Raw genomic sequence first — 18,171 nt, 5'->3', positions numbered from 1 at the left:
TCATACCTTTTCAATCACAATAAAGCACGTACTATCCGGCAATCCCTCGATCCCGTCTTCATCCCGCACCGTCACCTTCGGAGCGAGGAACTCCTCATACCCGTCCTGGAGATAATGCTTGAACGCAACGATTTTTGCCTTATCTCCCAAGGCTTCCTTGATGGCCCCCTTGAACTCGGATGGCGTGTAGTAGCCGAATTGCTCCTGCACTTCATGGGGATAGGCTTCTTCGCCCCACGTATACGTGTAGAGGAATTCCATGGCATCATTGACGGGAAGCTTGATCCGGCCGTCTTGGAGGAATTCGCATTTCAGCTTCCTTCCCTTGAAATCATGGGCGTACCGCTTGAAGAATGCGTGCCCGTTTTCGTCCTTGAATTCGATCGTGCGGTAGGCATCCTTCGGCTCCGTCATGATCCCGTCCCTGATGATGATCCGGCCGCCTTCGCCGAGGACTTCGAAAGAACTTCTCAGCGCCTGGATGATCACGTCATGATTGAACTTCTTCCCCTCGTACGGGATATACGAGAACATTTCATGGAGGATTGAGGAGAAGACAATGGTGTCGACGGACCCAGGCTCATAATAGGCCCTCAGCTCGAGGGCATCGGCCTGCTGCACGGTCCATCGCTTGTTCTCTCGGTTTTTCCTCCTCGTCAGTTCTTCGATGACATTGGTGGAGACGTCGATTCCGACGACATTGGCTTCCGGGTGATCATCCGACAACACATCAAGCATGACACCACCGCCCGCGCCGATGTCGAGCATCAGCGTTCCCGTGGCAAAGTCTGAAATAATGCGCTTATGATCCTGGCCGCTATTCATGTCGGACAGATAGGTGTGTTCGTTCTGCAGGCGATCGAAGGCATCCTTCCTGAAGCCGAAGAAATCATACAGGAGGATCGTCGCCCGCTCATAGTGAGGGGACTTTTCTGCTTCCTGACAGAATTCGATGAGCTTCTCCCCTGCTGCCGAATATCGGAATCGGACCCCGATGATCTGACCCAAGAGATCCATGGGCTCAGCCTCTAGCTCGACGTGCTCATTGACCGGCTTCTCCCCGTGAAGGAGATCTTCGAGGGAGAACTCTTTCAGATACGATTCTATGATCCTCTTTTTATACAGATTGATGGTTTTCCGGCCTTTGTAATCATAGTAGATGTCTTTCATGAACGCCTCGAAGCTCACATGCTGTATGGAGAGGGGGTTCACCTTTTGATAGATCAAGAGGAAGATCTTCAGGAACTCTTCCAGCGTAAACTCCTTCAGGGCGGATTCGACGTACCACAGATCGGTCTTCTTAAAGAAGCTTTCCACATAGCCGTTCAACCTGGCATCCGCCATATATCGGTCATACTCACGGTCGACATTCTCGCCATTTTCAATCGAAGACCGGCGAAGCCGCTCGATCCTTGCTTTCAGCGTCATTTCCACTGAACGTTCTCCGTCGATCAGGAAAGAAACAATCTGATCTGCTTCGTCCTTCACCACTTCCCAAATCTCATTCGACACTCCCTGGATGATGCACTGATTGAGTTTCTTCAGGACCACTTCCATATCCACACCGATTCCATTGTGCTCATCCATCCACTGAATGAGGGGGTGCAGCTGCTTGTAGCGCACCTCTCCTCGGATAAATTGACCGATCAGCCCATGGGTCAGGATCAGGGTGTAGAGGAGCTCCTCCCGCTCCAGATCCCGCAGGTGAAGAGGAAGACTCATCTGCTCCGCCGCATAAATCTGTGCCGATCCTATATTGTGGATATCGAGCTGGAAGCCCTTCTTTCCCCAGACGTTCCGCTGATGCTTCGTACCGCCCTTGGCCACTTCCGACCACACCAGCACTTCCTCGATGATTCCCTTCTCCTTCTCCGGCAGATCCATTTCATTCAGCACGAGCAAGGTACGTTCCACATAAGGAAGGACCGGGTTCACCGGCATCCTCTCAAGGGAGGTGATCTGCTCCAGATTGATATGCTGCTCTCTCGTCAGGTAAAGGTACTGCAGCCACCTATGCTCCCTCAGGACATCTCGGTCCCCTGCCCTCGCTTTGTCGATAAGCTCCAATGATTTCATGATGGATCCTCCCTTTCGCTACCGTTCTTCATATGGAAAATTGTATCATAATTCATCCATATGAAATGCCGCCGGCTCTCTGAAAAAACAAAAAAACCGAGGCGTCCTCCACCTCAGCTTGTACGTGGGACGGGATCCCACATTCTCTCTACCTCAATCAGCTGTTCCCCGTCAAAGGTCAGTTTGTAAATATCAGGCTTCGATGTCCCCAGCAGGAAGTCCAGTCCAACCCTCTCGTCAAAGTGCTGCATCATGAGCGTCATCACTGCCCCGTGGGTACCAACGGCAATCTTGCGGCCTTGATAACGGGACAATAGCTCTTTGATGACCTCAACGGCCCGCACCTGACAGTCGGCATTCGACTCTGCACCAGGCAGGGAGTAATGGGGATCCTTAAACGACTCCTCAAGGAGGGGATACAGCTCCGCATCAGCCATCCGGTTCACCCCGGAAGAAAACATTCTTTCTCTCAATTCCTCATAGAGCAGTATGTCTTTTCCAGACAGGGTAGCCAGCTCCTCGATCGTCAGGACGGCCCGCTTATACGGACTGGAGACGAATACATCGATCCCCTCGTCCTTCAGGAGCTCCGTCACCCGTCCGGCGTCTGCCTGTCCTTTTTCGCTCAGCCCCCTGAGGCGTTCGACTTCTCCCGTCTTCGGGGAATCGCCATGTCTGATCAAATAGATGATGGTATTCATCGTGCACCTCGGATCTCTTTAGTCGAATTACGGCAACCATGCAATGATGTTCCAAAAAAATCCTGCTATCCCCATGGATAGCCCCAACCCGCTCATCAAACCCGTTGCACTCCTAAGGGCATTGGTACTGGTTCTCCACCGTTTGAGCTGAGTCCACCCATCCAGCACCATGGGAACCTGCAGGACAAACCCGATGTAGATGGGCAGGGGGTATACCAGGAACAGGGGGAGAAACAGCATGCCGATCAGGATGAACAGGCATCTGGAACAGATCGGTATGGCCTCCCCTCCGATATGAAAACATCGCTCTTCCCTCCGATGACAGGGCACCGTGCGGAAGAACCCGTAGAGCGTGGATTTAAGGTGTGCAGTCAAATCCACAGCAATCGCCTCCACCCACATGCTTCCCTACTCCCCTTGGTACCGGCACACAGTCACCAAGATACGCACAATCCACGCAGTCCCAGTAAGTGGAATCTTTTTTGGATGTTCTCTTTGATTGGGACCGATAACGCCGGACCGTCGCCCCCAGGATGATGATGGAGACTACCCCGAATATCGCACAGTACACCCATTCCCCTTGGTAGCCTGTATATCCGGTTAAAAGAGAGAATAATAGAAAGGACGAAATCAATACAAAGTACATGCTATCACCCTCATCAAGGTCCTTTCCCTGAAGTTTTCTATGATATGAGATTTACTATTTTCCATGAGTGATCTTACCCTTTCTTAACTGAACATGATCATATGCTTATTCAATCCGCCCCTGCGGGCAGCGTCTAAGCGTTCCAATCGGGCGTGTAGATGGTGATGGTCTCTTGGAACAGTGCATGGGAAACCACCGCTTCAAATTCGAGTACATCCTCTGCGATCTCCGTGGCGTTGTGGATGTCCCAACCGAGACATTCATGGCTCAATCTCTGAATGGACACTGAAGACTTTTCCTCTCTCAATAGGGCCAATACCCCTTGATCGGAGAGTGCTTTCCCTTCCCTCGTTTGCAGAATGATTCTCACCATGTCGTTCCCGACCCATACCTTTGTTTGGAGTTTTTGATTGAAGGGGGAGACTGTCAGGGCAAGATGATCGACAAAGGCATCTGCCACCGGCTTGAACACCTGATGGACGCTCCCCATGACGGAGTAGCAGCCCAGCACTGAATCCGTGGTGATCCGGATGGAATAAAGATCGGATACTTCCACATCATCCTGCAGTAGGGAATAACTCTGATAGAGTGGCTCCCTCATTCCTTCAAAAGTGGCGGTCCCCCCTACCTTTTCCCTGACCTGCTGGAATACACGATCAAACTGCGCGGAATACGATTCCACTGCCCCTACCACTTCACTGCACCGCACCGGATTCAAAAATGGGAAACTGATTTCCTCCAGCTCCGCCCTCATCTTCCTCAGTCCGAGCTTTCCGGCAAGGGGGCGAAGAAGATCAAGGCCTCATTCGCATACGGGATCTGTTTCTCTACCGGTTTGACGTCAAGGGTCCTCATATTATGGAGTCGGTCGGCAATCTTCACCACGGCGACCCTGACGTCATCCGCTGTAGCAGAGAGAAGCTTCTGCATATTGGTGGCGTGATGTTCTTCCTTGCTCATCATTCCCCTCTCCACCTTGGTCAAGCCATCCACGATCCTTGAGACTTCCTGTCCGAACTGCTTCTCCACTTCATCGATCGTCACGTCCGTATCTTCGACCACATCATGAAGCAGGGCAGACATAAGGGTAGGGAGGTCTGCTTGTTCCTCCATCAGGATCGAACAGACCGCTACCGGATGCGTCATATACGGTTCTCCTGTCGCCCGCTTCTGACCGTCGTGGGCCCGGGATGCAAATTCAAATGCCTTCTCTAAAGAAATCAAGTCACTTTCGCCCAGATAGTGTGCCCGCTTCCACCAAGCTTCCTTCATCTCACCCATCCCCTACTCAATGTATGTACCGCTCATCAATCTCTCCAAAATACGATCTTCGCTTCTCCAATCCAGGTACCTTCTTCTGTTCCCGCTCGCTCAGCTTATAGGATTCCTGATCAATATAAGCAAGCCACTCTTCCTCAAGCTCTGCCGCGTCCTTCCCATAGACCTCTTTCATCTGCTGTAGCGAATCTTTTTCATTAAAGACCTTCTCGAACTCTTCCATCCCGTACTCATCGATGAGATAGGAAACAAAGGAAGCCGACTCGATATAGGAGATCCACTGCAGGGACCGAGATGCTCCATCACTTTCCAAGGAAGGTTGAAATAGCATCCGGCTCATGGACGTTCCGCAAAGCTTCGTCAGGGGAATCAGCATCCCTTCTTCTTTCACCACATTCATAATCGCGTGGGGGAAACGTCATAATTCGGATACACCGGGTCACCGTATTCCGTTTGAAGATGGATGGCAAGTCCCTCAAGTGCCCAATAGCCCCGGTCATCCTGCTCTTCCTTCCCCCACAGAAGCGCATGGGAGAGCTCATGGACCGTCAGGAAATGGCCCTGATCCTTGAACAGCACCACCTCGTCCCGTGTGGAAAAAGAGATATCCTTCTGATTGTAAAACTCCAGGGAAATGGGAGAGGCAGGCTCGTAGTCCTCCTTCACCGCTCCCATAATCGCTTCATAGGCATGGGTCACCTCGTCCTGGATGGAACTCCGGCTGGCAGTCGAATGGTTCTCTACGGCAAACTCCACCTGTCCGACCCGGAAGGTGAACCGATCTTCTTTAAAATAGAACCAATAGATCATCAGTCCAGCGATGAGAACGATAAGAACACTAGCTGTGATCATCACTGTCTTCTTGCTAGTAATCTCCCATCACCTGCCCGGCCAACTCAATCCTCAACCACTCCACAGGTGCCTTCTTCACAAAATGCTTCTCTACAAACGCGAGCACCACATCATTCCCGGGCAGCGTCGCCCGCTCCATAGCATCGGGGAAACGGAGCCACTCAAACTCACTATGCTCCCTGTTCAGCATCACGTCCTGATCGTCCTCCAAAAACCCGACGAACACCGGCGCCATGTAAATGTCATTCGTTGCAGGGGAGTAGAACTGATCGAATGTGTTCCCTGTATACAACGTCCGGATGTCGATCCCCGTCTCTTCCCAGATTTCGCGCTTGGCCGCCTGCCATGCCTTTTCACCCGGCTCGATTCCGCCGCCGATGTAGCACCACGCTCCATTCAAGGTCCGGGATGCCCTCTTCAGAAGGAGCACGCGATCCTCTCCATCCACTTTCTTTACTAGAACAGCCGCAATCCCGCTGCGGCGTATAGGTAGCTCCGTCGTTTCACTCATCATCTACTGCACATCCTTACTATTATGTTGGCCGGAAGGGTGAGGGTCATCAATTCTTCCCGCACGTACTTCCTGCCAATCAGGAAACAGATGGAACTTCCGATCAAACAGACTAGGAGTAGTACACTCACACCTCTGTTCGCCCAGAAAGCCAAAAAACCCCCTCCAGGCAGACCCCAGGAGACAATGAAGGATAGTATGACTCTCCAAGAATAGCTGAAGATGTTTTCATCCACCACATTCGAATTACTCCATTGGGATTTTAATCCATTTTACCATTAGGATCAGAAATTTCAATCTACGTGTAATAAAAAAATGCATGCCACTAAGCATGCACCATCGCTAGCTTTTGAATCTAAGAAAATAAAAAAACAGTTTCAACCCATAGAAGGATAGAAACACAACCATGATCTTCTCATATAAGCTCACCATACCCTGCAGATGATCATTTTCCCTAAACCTCTTTCTTATTAAGAAATCCCCTAATAAGCCAGCTCCAATGATCAAGACAAGGAAGACCCCGATGGACAGGGCTTTTTCCCCGTATGTCACCGCACCAAAAAGGAAGGTTTCTGGAAACAGGAAAAAGTCTGCAACCGGGCTTATCGCATCACATGCTTCATTACTGCACAGGTCCGTGATTGAATTCGAGTCTGTTTTTGCTTCCACGATTTTCTTTAATGTTTTCTTCATAACGCTCCTTTTCCATCATACAGATTTTGTACCCTATCATTATATCAAAATAGGAATAATTTGTATGAATCAACCAGAAAATGCATACGCTCCATGCGCAGAAATCTTACGGATCCTCCTCGACACCAGTAGTGACACGACATAAGCAACAACCAGATCCCTACATATGGAAGCAGGATTACGAACGGCTCGACGTTGAACGCCAGTCACTTTACTCCTGTTGCTAAAAGAAGGACCCAGAACGGGGGAGAAAATAGGAAAAGAGGTGCGCCGTCTTCAATGGCACACCCCTGGAATTTAGTTGTTCACGCTAATATCAAAAGGCTTCAACTCTTTAGCCGAAACAAAACTGGAGAAATCAAACTGAAGGACCGTATTCTCCAGTGTAAAATCCTTGAACGGCTCTTCTCCATCCAACTCAAATGTGGATTGGAAGTGAGCGGTCTTCCCTTCGATCGTTTTCACTGTGTTTTTGCGGATACCGTGATGTTTAGGCGGGAAAGGATTGTCAGGATCGATCTTATCAAGATAATCCTGATCCACTAACAGCAGCTCATATTGAAGATTGTTTTCCAGCAGTTCAAGTCGGTCTTTACTCAAGTCTGCCGGAAGACCGAGCAGCTTATAATCCAAGACCACCTGATTACCGCGCTCTGTTATTTCGTTCACCTGCAGCTTCAGTCCAAGACGTTCACTCTTGAGTGTGAAGCCATCTTGATCCAGCAGCTGCTCCATCTTCGGATCGGCTACATCCACCTGAGGATAGAACGTAAGGGAATCGATGGCCGAAGCCGGTTTCGTCATCTCCACGCGAATCGTCCGGTGGTACCCGTCTTCTTCCTGAGACTCGCTCAGTACGGTCGGATTGCCGAAACCGTATACCTTGCCGTCTTCATCCCTTGCCTTTTTAATCCGGACATCATCGTCTTTATATTTCTGAACCGTTTCATATACAAGGGACGAACTCGCCTTGCCCGTCAGGATTTCTTTCAGATGGAAGGTGACGCCATCCTGTTTGGACTCATGACTCTGGTCAAGTGCCGTCCGCATGATCTCCTCCTGCTGAAGGGGCACGTCGAACGTCCACTCTCCTTTGACGCCATTGATGGAATGGATCGTGACGGGAAGAATCTCATTCTCGTCGATGGTTTCGTACGGATAGTTCATCTTCCACTGGAAGTCATACCCGCCCTTCACTTTCTTGACGGTACTGGAACGATCGCTCAACCACGCATCACGATCCCCCTGCCCGTCACCGTAGTTGACATCAAAGCTCACTTCCCCGGGCTCATTCTGCCCCTTCTCCACGCCATCATCCACAAATCCCGTAATCGATACCGCTACACCGTCAAAATAGGCGCTGGTCAGCTTCACCGTTACCCCGTTCTTCGTCATCGACTGATCAAGCTCCGTCACGGCCTGCTGATGAGCAAGTTCCATTCCAGTTTTATCATTGAACTGCTGGAAGATCCCCCGATGAGCGGCGCACTGGCCAACACGCTGTTCATCGTCGGATTCACGAACCCTGACCCGAGCGTGATCCCCACAAGAGCCACTGCAGCCGTCAACCCGGTCGCTACCTTTCGCTTCTTCTTTGGCCGGGCTTGGTTCAACCCTTCCGAAATGGCACTGAACACCTTCTCCTTCGGCACAGGAATCTGATCAATCGCTGATTTCACCTGCTTGTTATCCATGGCACTTGTCCTCCTCATCCTGATAGAACTTCTTCAGTTCTGCTCGGCCCCTGCTCAGATTCGTCTTCACCGTATTCTCCGGAATGCCCATCATCTTGCTGATCAGTTTGATCGGGTAATCATGATAATAGAAAAGAATAATAGCTGTTCGATAACCCTCTCGTAAATGACCGATCGCATCAAGAAGCTGTTCCGACTCTTCTAGTTCTGGGTCTGCGTGACCCGGCAGATTGGATAGAATCTCATCACTCAACGGAACCACTTTCTTCTTCCGTCGATATAGATCGCCTGCACACCGAATGACGATCCTCGTGAACCAGGTAAGGAAATACTCCGGCTGCTTCAAGGAATGAATCGATGTAAACGCCTTGAATGATGCCTCCTGCACCGCATCCAGCGCATCCTCTTCATTATTCACATACAAAAACGCCGTCCGATAAATCCGTTCATAATGTTGCTGAAGCAGCCTCTCAAAGGCCGCCTTATTGCCCTTGATCGCCTTCTTGACCAGTCGCTGGTCTTTTGCATCCATCTGGTTTGCCCCCTTTATACTTATTAGTGGGTTGGTTGGGGGAGGAAGGTTTCAGGTTGGGGGAGTTTTTATTTATACGATATCATTTACGGGTGAATTGGAGTAAAAAAATAACAAGAACCGGTTTGGGTTCTTGTTATTTAAAAAAGTTATTTTAATGTTAGTTTTGCTACTACCTCAACATGCGCCGTCTGCGGGAACATATCAACCGGCTGCAAATACTCAACGCGATAGTCACGCTTCAAATAGTCGATGTCCTTCGCAAGCGTGGACGGATTACACGACACATACACAAAACGCTTCGGTTTGACTTCCTTGATGGTGTCGAGGAATTTGCGGTCGCAGCCGACCCTTGGGGGGTCGACGACGACGACGTCGGGGCGCCAGCCTTCTTGTTTCCATTGGGGCATGAGGTCTTCGGCGCTGCCGACGTAGTAGTCGGCGTGGTTGACCCGTGAGGCTTTGGCGTTCTTTTTGGCGTCGTCGATTCCTTCTTTGATGACGTCCATGCCGCGGATCTCTTTGGCGCCGTCTGCGAGCCAGAGGCCGATGGTGCCGACGCCGCAGTACGCGTCGACGACTTTTTCGTTACCGGTTAGGGCGGCAGCTTTCTTGGCTTCGCCGTAAAGCTTGCTCGTCTGGATCGGGTTGAGCTGGAAGAAGGCGCGGGCTGAGAGTTCATACGTGAACTCGTCCAGGCGTTCTTTGATGCTGTCCTTACCTTGAAGGTTGATCGTCTGATCACCGAAGATCAGGGACGTCTTCTTCGGATTGATGTTTTGGACGATGGAGACGACTTCCGGCAGGCGCTTGCTGATTTCTTGGACGAGGAGATCCTTTTGCGGGACCTTCTTTTCTGTTGTAACAAGTACGACCTGGACCTGTCCCGTTTCGAATCCTACGCGTGTGACGATCGTCTTGATGATCTGGCGCTTCTGCTTTTCGTCATAGACCGGGATCTTGAATTCATTGATGATGCGGATGATTTCCGTTGTGACCTTGTTCGTCAGCGGATGCTGGACGATGCACTCGTCGATGTCGATGAGCTTGTTGGAATTCATGCTGTAGAGGCCGGCGATGGCTTTGCCGTCTTGCGTACCGACCTGGAACTGGCTTTTGTTGCGGTAGTGCCACGGATTGTCCATGCCGATTGTCGGGCGGATATCGAGCTCATCGAGATTGAGCTTCGTGTGGCGCTCGAGGGACTGGATCAGGATATCGCGTTTGGCGTCCAGCTGTCCTTGATACTCAAGATGCTGAAGCTGGCATCCACCACATTGTTCATAGACTGGGCATGGTGCTTTCGTTCTCTGGGGTGACGCTTTGCGGATCTTTTTCACGCGGGCTTCGGTGAATTTCGGATGGACCTTGGTGACTTCCACGACGACTTCTTCGCCTGGCAGGGCACCCGGTACGAAGACGATCTTCCGTTTAAAGAAGCCGACTCCTTCCCCGTTGATCCCGATTCGTTTTATGGTCAGAGGAAACTGCTGTTTCAACTCGATGCGTACTTGGTTTGACTGTTGTTTATTCATCTATTCACGTCCGTTCTACTCAATACTTCTCCACAGATACAGGGAGGCATAGCTCAGGTAAGGGTCCCATGCGGCGCTCAAGCGCTCCATTTCCTCGCGCGTCGGCTTCTGTTCCATCCCGAACAGCTTCTTGATGGCGTTCTGGATGCCGATATCCGCCATGGGGAACAGATTCGGCCGTCCGAGTCCAAAGAGGAGGAAGCTCTGGGCCGTCCACGGTCCGATGCCGCGGATCTTCGTAAGCTCCTTGATGATGACTTCATCGGACTCACGGGCAAGTTCTTCGAGGTTGAGCTCTCCGCTTGCCACCTTCTCTCCGACGCCGATCACATACTCTGCCTTCCGCTGGGAAAATTGCAGCTCCCGCAGTTCGTCCACAGTGAGGGTCGCAATCTTCTCCGGTGACGGATAGAACCAGACGCCATCCTTCTCGGTCCCATAGCGGGTAACGAAACGGTGGGTCAGGGTGAAGGCGAACTTCAGATTGAGCTGCTGATGGATGATGCTCTTCACGATGGTGGCAAATGGATTGAAATCAAGAACGATCGGCGTACCGACATGCTCCTCGAAGATCGGCTTCAGATCCGTTGCGAGAAAGTGGGCTTGGACCTCATGAAGTCCCGTGTGCCACTGGAAGATGCGGGCGATATGGGCCTCTTTTTCTTCCAACTGTTCATCTTCCGTAAATGATAGGACGAACGCAGGCTCATCCTTTGTCCCAACGCCTTTGACCGTGATGACTTCCCCTGTCGGATAATACGGGACCTTTACAAGTCGTGCCTCTCGATCCACGGCATGGAGCGGGTCGATGGACAGCCGCTCCAGCACGCGGTCGAAGTCATACGGCCCCGGTACCTCGATCCTCGTTTCACTCATTTGCCTCCCCCTTTCTACATATGCGTATTATAGCACACACCAGTATCCCCTCGCCTGCTCTGTGAAATACCTCTCAATCCCCACCTAAATTCATGTTATACTGTCAAACATAGGAATCTAGCAAGGAGGTCATCGCGTGAAGAAATCAACCTGGATCCTCGCTGTCGGTATCAGCGCCCTCATCATCCTGTCAGGATCTTTCCGAATCTACCAGATCAAAGAAAACTCCAAGCAAAATCAGAAAAAAGCAGCCGAATGCGTAGACGGAGGCGGTACCGTCCTTCTCTATGAAGGCTCCATCTTCTCCCTCAGCTCCGTGTCTTGTGAACAGTAAAAGGATCGCTCCATGGACGGGGCGATCCTTTTGTTATGATGTTTTCTTCAGTTGATGGGCATATTTCAAGGAAAAGCTGACGATCGCGATGATCCACGCAACGATGGCCAACCCGACCGGAACATAGGTCAGCGTGCGGATAAGGCTTTCCGGCATGAAATACGTTTCGCCCTGCGGCATGAAGAAGCTCGCAATCTCAACGTTGTACATACCGGCTGTCATGAGTGCGACACCGGCGAACCCCGACCAGATTGACAGGGGATACGGCTTGATTGTTTTCATGAACCGTGAAGCACCGTCGTTGACCTTCTCTGACAAGATCTTTTCCCCTGGTGGATAAGTGGTGCCGTCTTTCTTTCCACTCATCTAGTTATCTCCTTTTTTCAGCTGATGGGCATACTGGACGGTGCAGGTCGATATGGCAAGCAGGATACAAGCTAAGCCAAGGACCGATGGGATGTATGTATTGGTCAACAGGAAGCCCGCTCCCGGTAATGGTGAGGTGAACAGGGAATTCGCTATTTCAACTCCGTTTATGCTGATGATCAAGAGGAAAATTCCAATCAGAGCGCTCCAGATGGAAAAGCGATACGGCTTTAAGCGGATCATTGCCCCCTCGTTTTCGTCTTGGAGTACCTTTTCCTCAAGTTCTACCCGAACATCTTTCTCCATTTTCATCTCCCTTTCTCTATTTTTCTCCATGCAAGATCCAATATATCCTGATGCAACGGCATCCACCCTTTATAATGATCCGGTGCCTTCGCAGGTTCCATGAAAAGGCGCGCACCTGACTCATGCTCCCCTTCAAACGGATGGATGTTCGTGACATCCATGACGAAATACACCTGATAGCCGATCTTTGGATACGGTCCGTCTTCGGTCCATGAGTCGTTCTCACTATGATCCACCGTGATGTGACCGAGCATCGTGCAGTCGCCTTCCACATATCCTTCTTCCATGGCTTCACGCCTGAAGCATTCTTCCGGCGTCTCCCCCGCTTCCAAATGCCCTCCGGGAATATCCCACCCTCTTGAATGGAGATTAACGAGAAGCAGCTTCCCTTCGTAAAAGCAGAACCCGTGGGCGCTTGTAATGCGTTCGGGATCCGGCAAGGCATCCGATTCTGTCCATGACAGCTTGATCCGCGCACCGCCCCATGTGACATATGTCATAGCACGCCCCCCTTTCATTCTTTCTACTTATACTAATTCCATATTATTCTTTTAAATTCCTTTTTATCCCTTAAATTATGCTAGGATGAATATGTAGGAAAAACTCATGAAATGGGGAATGTGTATGATGGTCAACACGGGAATCCTAGGGATCGGTGTCGATATTCCCGACCGCGTGGTGAATAATGAAGAACTCGGTGCCCGCTTTGGCATGAATGCGGCCGACATCGAACGAAAGACCGGCATCATCGAGCGCCGCTACCTCAGCAAGGAAGAAACGCTCACAGAGCTGTGCGAGCGGGCCGGGAAACGGGCCATTGAGAACGCCGGCGTCAATGCAGAAGAGATCGACCTTGTCATCATCGCCACGAATACCCACGACACCCATATCACCGCCGCCCTCGTCCAGGACCGGATCGGTGCCAGGAAATGCGCCGGACTCGACCTTCACTCGGGATGTTCAAGCTTCATCACAGGGCTCGCCACCGCCGTTCAGTTCGTGAAGACCGGCATGTATAAGAAATCACTCGTCGTCGCCGTGGACAAGTGCTCCTCCCTCCTCAATCCCGATGACTATAAAACCTCCCTTATCTTCGGGGACGGCGCTGCCGCCGTCATCGTAGGAGAAGTCCCGGAAGGCAGAGGGATCCTCGGCATCACCATGCAGATGGACGGAAGCGGCGGTCACCACCTCCACTTAGACGAGAACAAACATATCAAGATGAACGGCCGGGCCGTCTTCGATTTCGCCGTCGAGAAGTTCCCGGAAGCCGTGAACGAAATCCTTGCCCAGACTGGCCACACCTTAGACGACGTCCACTTCATCATCCCGCACCAGTCCAATCTCCGCATCATCGAAACGAGCATCGCGTCCCTCGGCTACCCGATGGAACAAGTCCACACTCACACGATCCGCTACTACGGCAATTCATCCGCACCCACGATTCCCATAGGACTTCACAAGGAAGTCACCGAAGGCAAAATAAAAGACGGCGACCTCGTCATCCTCGTCGGCTACGGAGCCGGACTCGGATGGGGGGCCGTCGCCCTTCGCTGGGGGAGTTGATCACTCCCCGCGATACGCCTGATACCAATGATACGGCTGGATCTCATCCAGTCGCTTGAACTCTACATGCCCGTCTGCCGTATAGATCCCGGCCTTCACCTGGGGTCCCCAGTAAAACAAACGCTCCTGGCATACCCCGCATGGAGTCAGGATCTGATACGGTGCATGCTCATCCTCACGGGCCACACAGATCGTATGCGTCACCTCATCGGCAAACTTATGCGCTTCTAGGATTGCGCCCGTCTCCATGCAAAGCTCCGTCGACGCATTGATCACCTCAGGAGCCACGCTCGTCAACAAGCGCCCGCCCTTCGTCATCATCGCCGCTGCCCCGCCCCATCCGGTGGGGTAGCGGGTGTTGATGAGGTCGATGGCTGCTTCGTATAGTTGTTGTTCGGTTGTCATGGTGTATTGCTCCTTTATTCGTTGGTAGTTGTTTAATGTCCTTCGTTTGAGAAGAACTCTTCCCTCAAAATCGAATACTGCTTCAGATCCATCTGCGTCCCCCTCAGATTCATCGCCTGCCGCAGCGTCCCTTCATACGTCATCCCGAGCTTCTGCATCACCCGCTCCGACCCGATGTTTTCCGGGAAACACCTAGCCTGGATGCGGAGGAGGTCCATATGCTCGAATCCGAACTTCAGTAGTTCACGGGCCGCTTCCGTCATATACCCTTTCCCCCAATAGGGGCGGCCGATGGTATAGCCGATCTCTGCTGTCCGATGTCGCTCGCTCCATGACACAAAATCAATCGTCCCGATGAATTTCCCATTCTCTTTGCACTCGATCCCCCACGGGGACACTTCCTCATTCCGGTAGGCCTCCAGCGCATAATCAAGAAACTGTCGCGTATCCTCAAGGGTTTGATGGGTATCCCACAGCACGTACTTCGTCACCTCGGGGTCAGATGCATACCGGAACATATCGTCAAGATCGGTCGCTGCGATCTTCCTGAGGAGCAGTCGCTCCGTTTCGAAGATGGGCGGGTTGCTGTAGATGGATTGGATCGTGGTCATGGGTTTTCCTCCTTTTTGATTATCGTCATTCCAAGCCAAGAAATGTGATCATCACGAGTGTCCATGCGATCAAAGTGAAAGAAAGTGTCAACCAGAACGTGTTGATGGCTGTTTTCTCATCCCTCTTGATCTTTTTCATGATCGTGACGAGATTCAAACAGAATATGATGCTGAGGATCGGTGTCAGGCACATACCGATATAGAGGAAGACAATCATTGGTTCCCCCCTTAATGGAATCCATTATCTACTTGACTATTATTCCATCATTTAACAAAAACAACAAGATGATTTTCAGAATCATCGGTTATTTCAATGGGTAAAGGGGCGGGTTCCGTCAACATCGGTAAATCCATATGTACATGCCAATTCAGCGACCTCAATGGGTCTTCCGGATAGAGATGCAACATGGGCATCCATAGCCAATGCGACAACTGCGCGCCCAACATAGGCGGTGGTTTCCGTCGCCCCGTCCTCAGGTCCGAATCCCGAATCGACGACCCTTTCCGTCCTCATCCAACCGGGGCACAGCGCCACCGCCGACACATTGTATTCCTTCAGTTCCTTCGCCATCACCAAGGTCATCCGGTTGACGGCATTCATGGCAAGATCATAGTACAAGTTGCCTGAGATCGTATCGTTCAGCTGGGCGGTGATGTTGATGATCAGTCCTTTTTGCTGCGGGATCATGAGGGGCACGGCATCCCGGGCAGTGAGGACGTAGGCATGGGCACCCGCATTCATCATCGCATCCCAGTGTTCCTCCGGCCGCTCCCAGAAGCGCCTGCCTCCTGCACGGGGAAGCGAGCTTTCCGAACCGCCGAACACGCTGTTGACGAGAAGATCGATGCGGCCGTGTTGGTCTTTGATACCTTCGAATAAACGCCGGACATCGGTTGAGTCGGTATGATCACAGCGAACGGCGATCCCCTTCCCGCCGCGTGCCGTGACCCCTGCGGCCGTTTCTTCGATTGTTTCCGGTCGGTTGTCGGTTGTAGATCCGTGGATGCTTCGTCCCGTTACATAGACAGTGGCCCCAGCTTCGCCGAGCTCGTAGGCGATGCCCCTGCCTGCTCCGCGGGATGCACCGGTGACGACGGCGATGGTGTTTTGTAGTGGTTTCATGGTCAAAATCCCTTCATGTTAGGTGGTTTTGGTTATGGATGAGTCTTGTGAAGTCACATTTTGGGAAAACAAGATGAATTAGCGTACTTTCCTCACAATCCAATTCCTTATATATCCAATTATATCATCCCGGCATCATTTTCTACCGACTATCAAACTTTTTCTATCAACTTTGGGCAATTTACTATCAACTTTCGAGATTTTACTTCCAACTTTTTTTGGACAGATTTTTTTATTTTCAACTCTAGCTTTTTACATTCAACTCTGGAACGTTACTCCCGACTCTCGACGTTTATTACCAACTCCCGCGCCCCGACCTCTATCCAACGCACCGCAAACTGCCACCCATCTTCCAAACAAAAACAGCCCCGGCCACTTCATAAAAAAATGAAGCACCGGAACCGTCACCAAGCAATTATTCGATATACGTCACGCTGGCCACATACCCATCATCCACTTCTTCCGCCTTCAGCACCCAGTTGCTTGAGAGCAGCTTCTTCAACTGGATCAGCTCTTCCACGCTGAGGTGCAGTCCTTCAATCCCGTTGTCCAAGTCGGTAAACGGCTTGCGGAATTTCATGCGAAGAAGGTTACGAAGGCCGTTGTAGGTAACGAATTTGATCTGGTAGCCATCATTCAGGATGCTCTCCAGCGCGTCCCGATCCTCGGCGAGTTTAAGCAAAGCATCGAAGTTCCCTCCTGGATCGGCTTCCAACAGTCGCGTTGTATCTCCACTTGCTGCGGCCGCAAGCAGTATCTCGTTGGTGATGCCTTTTTCGCGGAGGGATTCGATGGCGTAGGCGTCCATCATCGTGATTTTGTAGGTTGTCATCTATGTATCTCCTATTCTTCTGTTAAGTTAAAAAACGTAGTGCTCGGCCAGTTTGATGAAGGCTTTGCCCGTGTGAACGAGTGCGCGTTCGTCGATGTCGAATCGCGGGTGGTGATGGGAGTACTGGGTTGCCAGGTCATCCGTCCGGGATCCGACTCGGAAGAAGGTACCGGGCTTTTCCTGAAGGTAATAGGCGAAGTCTTCAGCGCCCATGGTCGGCTCGGACTCGGCCACAGGTCCAAGGTCAGCGAAGAGGCGACGGGCAATTTCCGTTTCCTCCGGATGGTTATAGAGGGCCGGGTAGCCACGCAGATAGTCGATGCTGTGCGTCGCCTTGAATCCGGATGTGATGCCGGCGACAATCGAATGGATCTCTTCTTGGACCTGGTCGCGCACCTCTGCTTCAAACGTACGCACTGTGCCTTCGATGGTGACGTTGTCGGGGATGACGTTGAAGGCGGTGCCGGCTTTGAAGATGCCGATGGTGACGACGGCGGATTTCAGGGGATCGACCTTCCTGCTCACGATCTGCTGGAGGGCGTTGACGACGGTCGTGCCGATCACGAGTGGATCGATCGTCGTGTGCGGCCTTGCGCCGTGACCTCCGAGGCCATTGATGTGGATGGCGAACTTATCGACGGCTGCCATGCGGAAGCCTTCTCCGACGCCGAAAGACCCGAGTGGCAAATCCGATGCAAGATGGGCTCCGAATACATGGTCCACTCCTTCAAGCACGCCTTCTTCGATCATGAATTTGGCTCCGCCCGGCGGGGTTTCTTCTGCCGGCTGGAAGAGGAAGATGAGTGTGCCGTTGAGGTCTTGTCCATATTGACTCAGCACCTTGGCAACAGACAACAGGGCGGACGTATGCCCGTCATGGCCACATGCGTGCATCACCCCGGGATTCTTGGATTTGTACGGTGCGTCTTTTCCATCCGTGATCGGCAAGGCATCGAAGTCGGCCCGGAAGGCGATCCTCTTTCCCGGCTTCGCCCCGCGGAGGGTACCGGTGATGCCTTTGCCGCCGATACCGGTCTTCACCTCAAGGCCGAACTCACGCAGCTTCCCTTCGATGAAGCGGGCGGTTTCGGTTTCCTGGAAGGATAGCTCCGGATTTTCGTGGAGATGCCTCCTCCAGCTTCGTGTTTCTTCAAAGTTTCCTTCAAGTTCTGTATACATCTCTTGTCTCGTCATGCTCTTCCTCCTTCTCTTCATAAAAAAAGACCTCTCCAAG

The 18,171-nt window shown here is 51.7% G+C and carries 26 protein-coding genes; 2 read left to right on the top strand and 24 right to left on the bottom strand.

The genetic code is table 11. The features are described 5' to 3' along the window. From D5E69_RS03840 to D5E69_RS03770, 15 genes are all read right to left on the bottom strand, one after another. Window positions 1–2,076 carry a class I SAM-dependent methyltransferase gene (locus D5E69_RS03840; protein WP_053072201.1) on the bottom strand — a complete coding sequence of 692 codons (2,076 nt, stop codon included), beginning with the start codon at window positions 2,074–2,076 and terminating at the stop codon, window positions 1–3. A 113-nt stretch (window positions 2,077–2,189) separates the two neighbouring features. Next, window positions 2,190–2,777, bottom strand: a complete 588-nt coding sequence (locus D5E69_RS03835; RefSeq protein WP_048016051.1) for a histidine phosphatase family protein — start codon at window positions 2,775–2,777, stop codon at window positions 2,190–2,192. 27 nt (window positions 2,778–2,804) lie between these two features. Next, window positions 2,805–3,158 (bottom strand): DUF2085 domain-containing protein, encoded by a 354-nt coding sequence (locus tag D5E69_RS03830; protein WP_159129219.1) that lies wholly within the window; start codon window positions 3,156–3,158, stop codon window positions 2,805–2,807. Then, window positions 3,136–3,423 carry a hypothetical protein gene (locus D5E69_RS03825; protein ID WP_148796960.1) on the bottom strand — a complete coding sequence of 96 codons (288 nt, stop codon included), beginning with the start codon at window positions 3,421–3,423 and terminating at the stop codon, window positions 3,136–3,138. Before D5E69_RS03825 ends, D5E69_RS03830 begins: the two co-directional genes overlap by 23 nt. 133 nt (window positions 3,424–3,556) lie before the next feature. Continuing rightward, window positions 3,557–4,141 carry a hypothetical protein gene (locus tag D5E69_RS03820; RefSeq protein ID WP_213085577.1) on the bottom strand — a complete coding sequence of 195 codons (585 nt, stop codon included), beginning with the start codon at window positions 4,139–4,141 and terminating at the stop codon, window positions 3,557–3,559. A gap of 41 nt (window positions 4,142–4,182) precedes the next feature. Then, entirely contained in the window at window positions 4,183–4,704 is a 522-nt protein-coding gene (locus D5E69_RS03815; protein ID WP_159129217.1) for an HD domain-containing protein, read from the bottom strand. Window positions 4,705–4,711: 7 nt separating this feature from the next. Beyond that, entirely contained in the window at window positions 4,712–5,101 is a 390-nt protein-coding gene (locus D5E69_RS03810; protein ID WP_159129216.1) for a gluzincin family metallopeptidase, read from the bottom strand. Beyond that, on the bottom strand, window positions 5,098–5,553 hold the full coding sequence (locus D5E69_RS03805; protein WP_159129215.1) for a hypothetical protein: 456 nt from the start codon (window positions 5,551–5,553) through the stop codon (window positions 5,098–5,100). The genes D5E69_RS03810 and D5E69_RS03805 overlap by 4 nt, the downstream gene beginning before the upstream one ends. Window positions 5,554–5,566: 13 nt before the next feature. Next, window positions 5,567–6,067 carry an NUDIX hydrolase gene (locus D5E69_RS03800; protein ID WP_048016053.1) on the bottom strand — a complete coding sequence of 167 codons (501 nt, stop codon included), beginning with the start codon at window positions 6,065–6,067 and terminating at the stop codon, window positions 5,567–5,569. 339 nt (window positions 6,068–6,406) lie between these two features. Further along, window positions 6,407–6,757 carry a hypothetical protein gene (locus tag D5E69_RS03795; RefSeq protein ID WP_048016054.1) on the bottom strand — a complete coding sequence of 117 codons (351 nt, stop codon included), beginning with the start codon at window positions 6,755–6,757 and terminating at the stop codon, window positions 6,407–6,409. Between the two features lie 297 nt (window positions 6,758–7,054). After that, window positions 7,055–8,197 carry a DUF4179 domain-containing protein gene (locus tag D5E69_RS03790; protein ID WP_159129214.1) on the bottom strand — a complete coding sequence of 381 codons (1,143 nt, stop codon included), beginning with the start codon at window positions 8,195–8,197 and terminating at the stop codon, window positions 7,055–7,057. Continuing rightward, window positions 8,170–8,451 carry a DUF4179 domain-containing protein gene (locus D5E69_RS03785; RefSeq protein WP_159129213.1) on the bottom strand — a complete coding sequence of 94 codons (282 nt, stop codon included), beginning with the start codon at window positions 8,449–8,451 and terminating at the stop codon, window positions 8,170–8,172. Before D5E69_RS03785 ends, D5E69_RS03790 begins: the two co-directional genes overlap by 28 nt. Next, window positions 8,444–8,983, bottom strand: a complete 540-nt coding sequence (locus tag D5E69_RS03780) for a sigma-70 family RNA polymerase sigma factor (protein ID WP_159129212.1) — start codon at window positions 8,981–8,983, stop codon at window positions 8,444–8,446. Before D5E69_RS03780 ends, D5E69_RS03785 begins: the two co-directional genes overlap by 8 nt. 149 nt (window positions 8,984–9,132) lie before the next feature. Further along, window positions 9,133–10,518 (bottom strand): 23S rRNA (uracil(1939)-C(5))-methyltransferase RlmD, encoded by a 1,386-nt coding sequence (rlmD, locus tag D5E69_RS03775; RefSeq protein WP_148796969.1) that lies wholly within the window; start codon window positions 10,516–10,518, stop codon window positions 9,133–9,135. Between the two features lie 15 nt (window positions 10,519–10,533). Further along, the gene (locus D5E69_RS03770) at window positions 10,534–11,394 is read right to left on the bottom strand and encodes a DNA-3-methyladenine glycosylase family protein (RefSeq protein WP_159129211.1); all 861 of its coding nucleotides are present in this window, start codon (window positions 11,392–11,394) and stop codon (window positions 10,534–10,536) included. A 136-nt stretch (window positions 11,395–11,530) separates the two neighbouring features. Here D5E69_RS03770 and D5E69_RS03765 point away from each other — a divergent pair, with 136 nt between their 5' ends. Beyond that, the gene (locus tag D5E69_RS03765; RefSeq protein WP_048016059.1) at window positions 11,531–11,728 is read left to right on the top strand and encodes a hypothetical protein; all 198 of its coding nucleotides are present in this window, start codon (window positions 11,531–11,533) and stop codon (window positions 11,726–11,728) included. 33 nt (window positions 11,729–11,761) lie between these two features. Here D5E69_RS03765 and D5E69_RS03760 read toward each other — a convergent pair whose 3' ends face one another. The 3 genes from D5E69_RS03760 to D5E69_RS03750 are packed head-to-tail and all read right to left on the bottom strand — an operon-like array spanning window position 11,762 to window position 12,900. Further along, window positions 11,762–12,094, bottom strand: coding sequence for a hypothetical protein (locus D5E69_RS03760; RefSeq protein ID WP_048016060.1), 333 nt, complete (start codon window positions 12,092–12,094; stop codon window positions 11,762–11,764). Then, window positions 12,095–12,400: a hypothetical protein gene (locus D5E69_RS03755; protein WP_148796971.1), complete on the bottom strand. Its 306-nt coding sequence runs from the start codon at window positions 12,398–12,400 to the stop codon at window positions 12,095–12,097. It lies immediately after the preceding gene. 2 nt (window positions 12,401–12,402) lie between these two features. Then, complete coding sequence (locus tag D5E69_RS03750; RefSeq protein WP_048016062.1) at window positions 12,403–12,900, bottom strand: NUDIX hydrolase; 498 nt, start codon at window positions 12,898–12,900, stop codon at window positions 12,403–12,405. A gap of 124 nt (window positions 12,901–13,024) precedes the next feature. Here D5E69_RS03750 and D5E69_RS03745 point away from each other — a divergent pair, with 124 nt between their 5' ends. Continuing rightward, window positions 13,025–13,966, top strand: a complete 942-nt coding sequence (locus D5E69_RS03745; RefSeq protein WP_249931550.1) for a 3-oxoacyl-ACP synthase III family protein — start codon at window positions 13,025–13,027, stop codon at window positions 13,964–13,966. Here the strand turns inward: D5E69_RS03745 and D5E69_RS03740 are convergent, their stop codons facing one another. The 6 genes from D5E69_RS03740 to D5E69_RS03715 form a co-directional block, all read right to left on the bottom strand. Beyond that, entirely contained in the window at window positions 13,967–14,371 is a 405-nt protein-coding gene (locus tag D5E69_RS03740) for a cytidine deaminase (RefSeq protein WP_159129210.1), read from the bottom strand. A 32-nt stretch (window positions 14,372–14,403) separates the two neighbouring features. Next, window positions 14,404–14,982, bottom strand: a complete 579-nt coding sequence (locus tag D5E69_RS03735; protein ID WP_048006920.1) for a GNAT family N-acetyltransferase — start codon at window positions 14,980–14,982, stop codon at window positions 14,404–14,406. 25 nt (window positions 14,983–15,007) lie between these two features. Next, window positions 15,008–15,199: a hypothetical protein gene (locus D5E69_RS03730; protein ID WP_159129209.1), complete on the bottom strand. Its 192-nt coding sequence runs from the start codon at window positions 15,197–15,199 to the stop codon at window positions 15,008–15,010. Between the two features lie 93 nt (window positions 15,200–15,292). Further along, window positions 15,293–16,105 (bottom strand): SDR family NAD(P)-dependent oxidoreductase, encoded by an 813-nt coding sequence (locus D5E69_RS03725; protein ID WP_159129208.1) that lies wholly within the window; start codon window positions 16,103–16,105, stop codon window positions 15,293–15,295. Window positions 16,106–16,520: 415 nt separating this feature from the next. Further along, window positions 16,521–16,937, bottom strand: a complete 417-nt coding sequence (locus D5E69_RS03720) for a hypothetical protein (RefSeq protein ID WP_159129207.1) — start codon at window positions 16,935–16,937, stop codon at window positions 16,521–16,523. A gap of 27 nt (window positions 16,938–16,964) precedes the next feature. Next, window positions 16,965–18,131, bottom strand: coding sequence for a M20 metallopeptidase family protein (locus D5E69_RS03715; protein ID WP_249931549.1), 1,167 nt, complete (start codon window positions 18,129–18,131; stop codon window positions 16,965–16,967). Window positions 18,132–18,171 lie beyond the last annotated feature (40 nt).

The organism is Rossellomorea marisflavi (assembly GCF_009806575.1).
Taxonomy (GTDB): Bacteria; Bacillota; Bacilli; order Bacillales; family Bacillaceae_B; genus Rossellomorea; species Rossellomorea marisflavi_A.
This window is presented reverse-complemented; position numbering and strand designations above follow the sequence as displayed.

What these genes read in the sequence shown, in the direction of transcription:
- D5E69_RS03750 (WP_048016062.1), bottom strand. Translation starts at nt 12,900, where the DNA reads ATGACATATGTCACATGGGGCGGTGCGCGGATCAAGCTGTCATGGACA.
- D5E69_RS03790 (WP_159129214.1), bottom strand. Translation starts at nt 8,197, where the DNA reads ATGGAACTTGCTCATCAGCAGGCCGTGACGGAGCTTGATCAGTCGATG.
- D5E69_RS03735 (WP_048006920.1), bottom strand. Translation starts at nt 14,982, where the DNA reads ATGACCACGATCCAATCCATCTACAGCAACCCGCCCATCTTCGAAACG.
- D5E69_RS03725 (WP_159129208.1), bottom strand. Translation starts at nt 16,105, where the DNA reads ATGAAACCACTACAAAACACCATCGCCGTCGTCACCGGTGCATCCCGC.
- D5E69_RS03840 (WP_053072201.1), bottom strand. Translation starts at nt 2,076, where the DNA reads ATGAAATCATTGGAGCTTATCGACAAAGCGAGGGCAGGGGACCGAGAT.
- D5E69_RS03755 (WP_148796971.1), bottom strand. Translation starts at nt 12,400, where the DNA reads ATGGAGAAAGATGTTCGGGTAGAACTTGAGGAAAAGGTACTCCAAGAC.
- D5E69_RS03815 (WP_159129217.1), bottom strand. Translation starts at nt 4,704, where the DNA reads ATGGGTGAGATGAAGGAAGCTTGGTGGAAGCGGGCACACTATCTGGGC.
- D5E69_RS03740 (WP_159129210.1), bottom strand. Translation starts at nt 14,371, where the DNA reads ATGACAACCGAACAACAACTATACGAAGCAGCCATCGACCTCATCAAC.
- rlmD (WP_148796969.1), bottom strand. Translation starts at nt 10,518, where the DNA reads ATGAATAAACAACAGTCAAACCAAGTACGCATCGAGTTGAAACAGCAG.
- D5E69_RS03825 (WP_148796960.1), bottom strand. Translation starts at nt 3,423, where the DNA reads ATGTACTTTGTATTGATTTCGTCCTTTCTATTATTCTCTCTTTTAACC.
- D5E69_RS03780 (WP_159129212.1), bottom strand. Translation starts at nt 8,983, where the DNA reads ATGGATGCAAAAGACCAGCGACTGGTCAAGAAGGCGATCAAGGGCAAT.
- D5E69_RS03720 (WP_159129207.1), bottom strand. Translation starts at nt 16,937, where the DNA reads ATGACAACCTACAAAATCACGATGATGGACGCCTACGCCATCGAATCC.
- D5E69_RS03835 (WP_048016051.1), bottom strand. Translation starts at nt 2,777, where the DNA reads ATGAATACCATCATCTATTTGATCAGACATGGCGATTCCCCGAAGACG.
- D5E69_RS03715 (WP_249931549.1), bottom strand. Translation starts at nt 18,131, where the DNA reads ATGACGAGACAAGAGATGTATACAGAACTTGAAGGAAACTTTGAAGAA.
- D5E69_RS03730 (WP_159129209.1), bottom strand. Translation starts at nt 15,199, where the DNA reads ATGATTGTCTTCCTCTATATCGGTATGTGCCTGACACCGATCCTCAGC.
- D5E69_RS03770 (WP_159129211.1), bottom strand. Translation starts at nt 11,394, where the DNA reads ATGAGTGAAACGAGGATCGAGGTACCGGGGCCGTATGACTTCGACCGC.
- D5E69_RS03760 (WP_048016060.1), bottom strand. Translation starts at nt 12,094, where the DNA reads ATGAGTGGAAAGAAAGACGGCACCACTTATCCACCAGGGGAAAAGATC.
- D5E69_RS03745 (WP_249931550.1), top strand. Translation starts at nt 13,025, where the DNA reads ATGATGGTCAACACGGGAATCCTAGGGATCGGTGTCGATATTCCCGAC.
- D5E69_RS03810 (WP_159129216.1), bottom strand. Translation starts at nt 5,101, where the DNA reads ATGAATGTGGTGAAAGAAGAAGGGATGCTGATTCCCCTGACGAAGCTT.
- D5E69_RS03785 (WP_159129213.1), bottom strand. Translation starts at nt 8,451, where the DNA reads ATGGATAACAAGCAGGTGAAATCAGCGATTGATCAGATTCCTGTGCCG.
- D5E69_RS03795 (WP_048016054.1), bottom strand. Translation starts at nt 6,757, where the DNA reads ATGAAGAAAACATTAAAGAAAATCGTGGAAGCAAAAACAGACTCGAAT.
- D5E69_RS03800 (WP_048016053.1), bottom strand. Translation starts at nt 6,067, where the DNA reads ATGATGAGTGAAACGACGGAGCTACCTATACGCCGCAGCGGGATTGCG.
- D5E69_RS03805 (WP_159129215.1), bottom strand. Translation starts at nt 5,553, where the DNA reads ATGATCACAGCTAGTGTTCTTATCGTTCTCATCGCTGGACTGATGATC.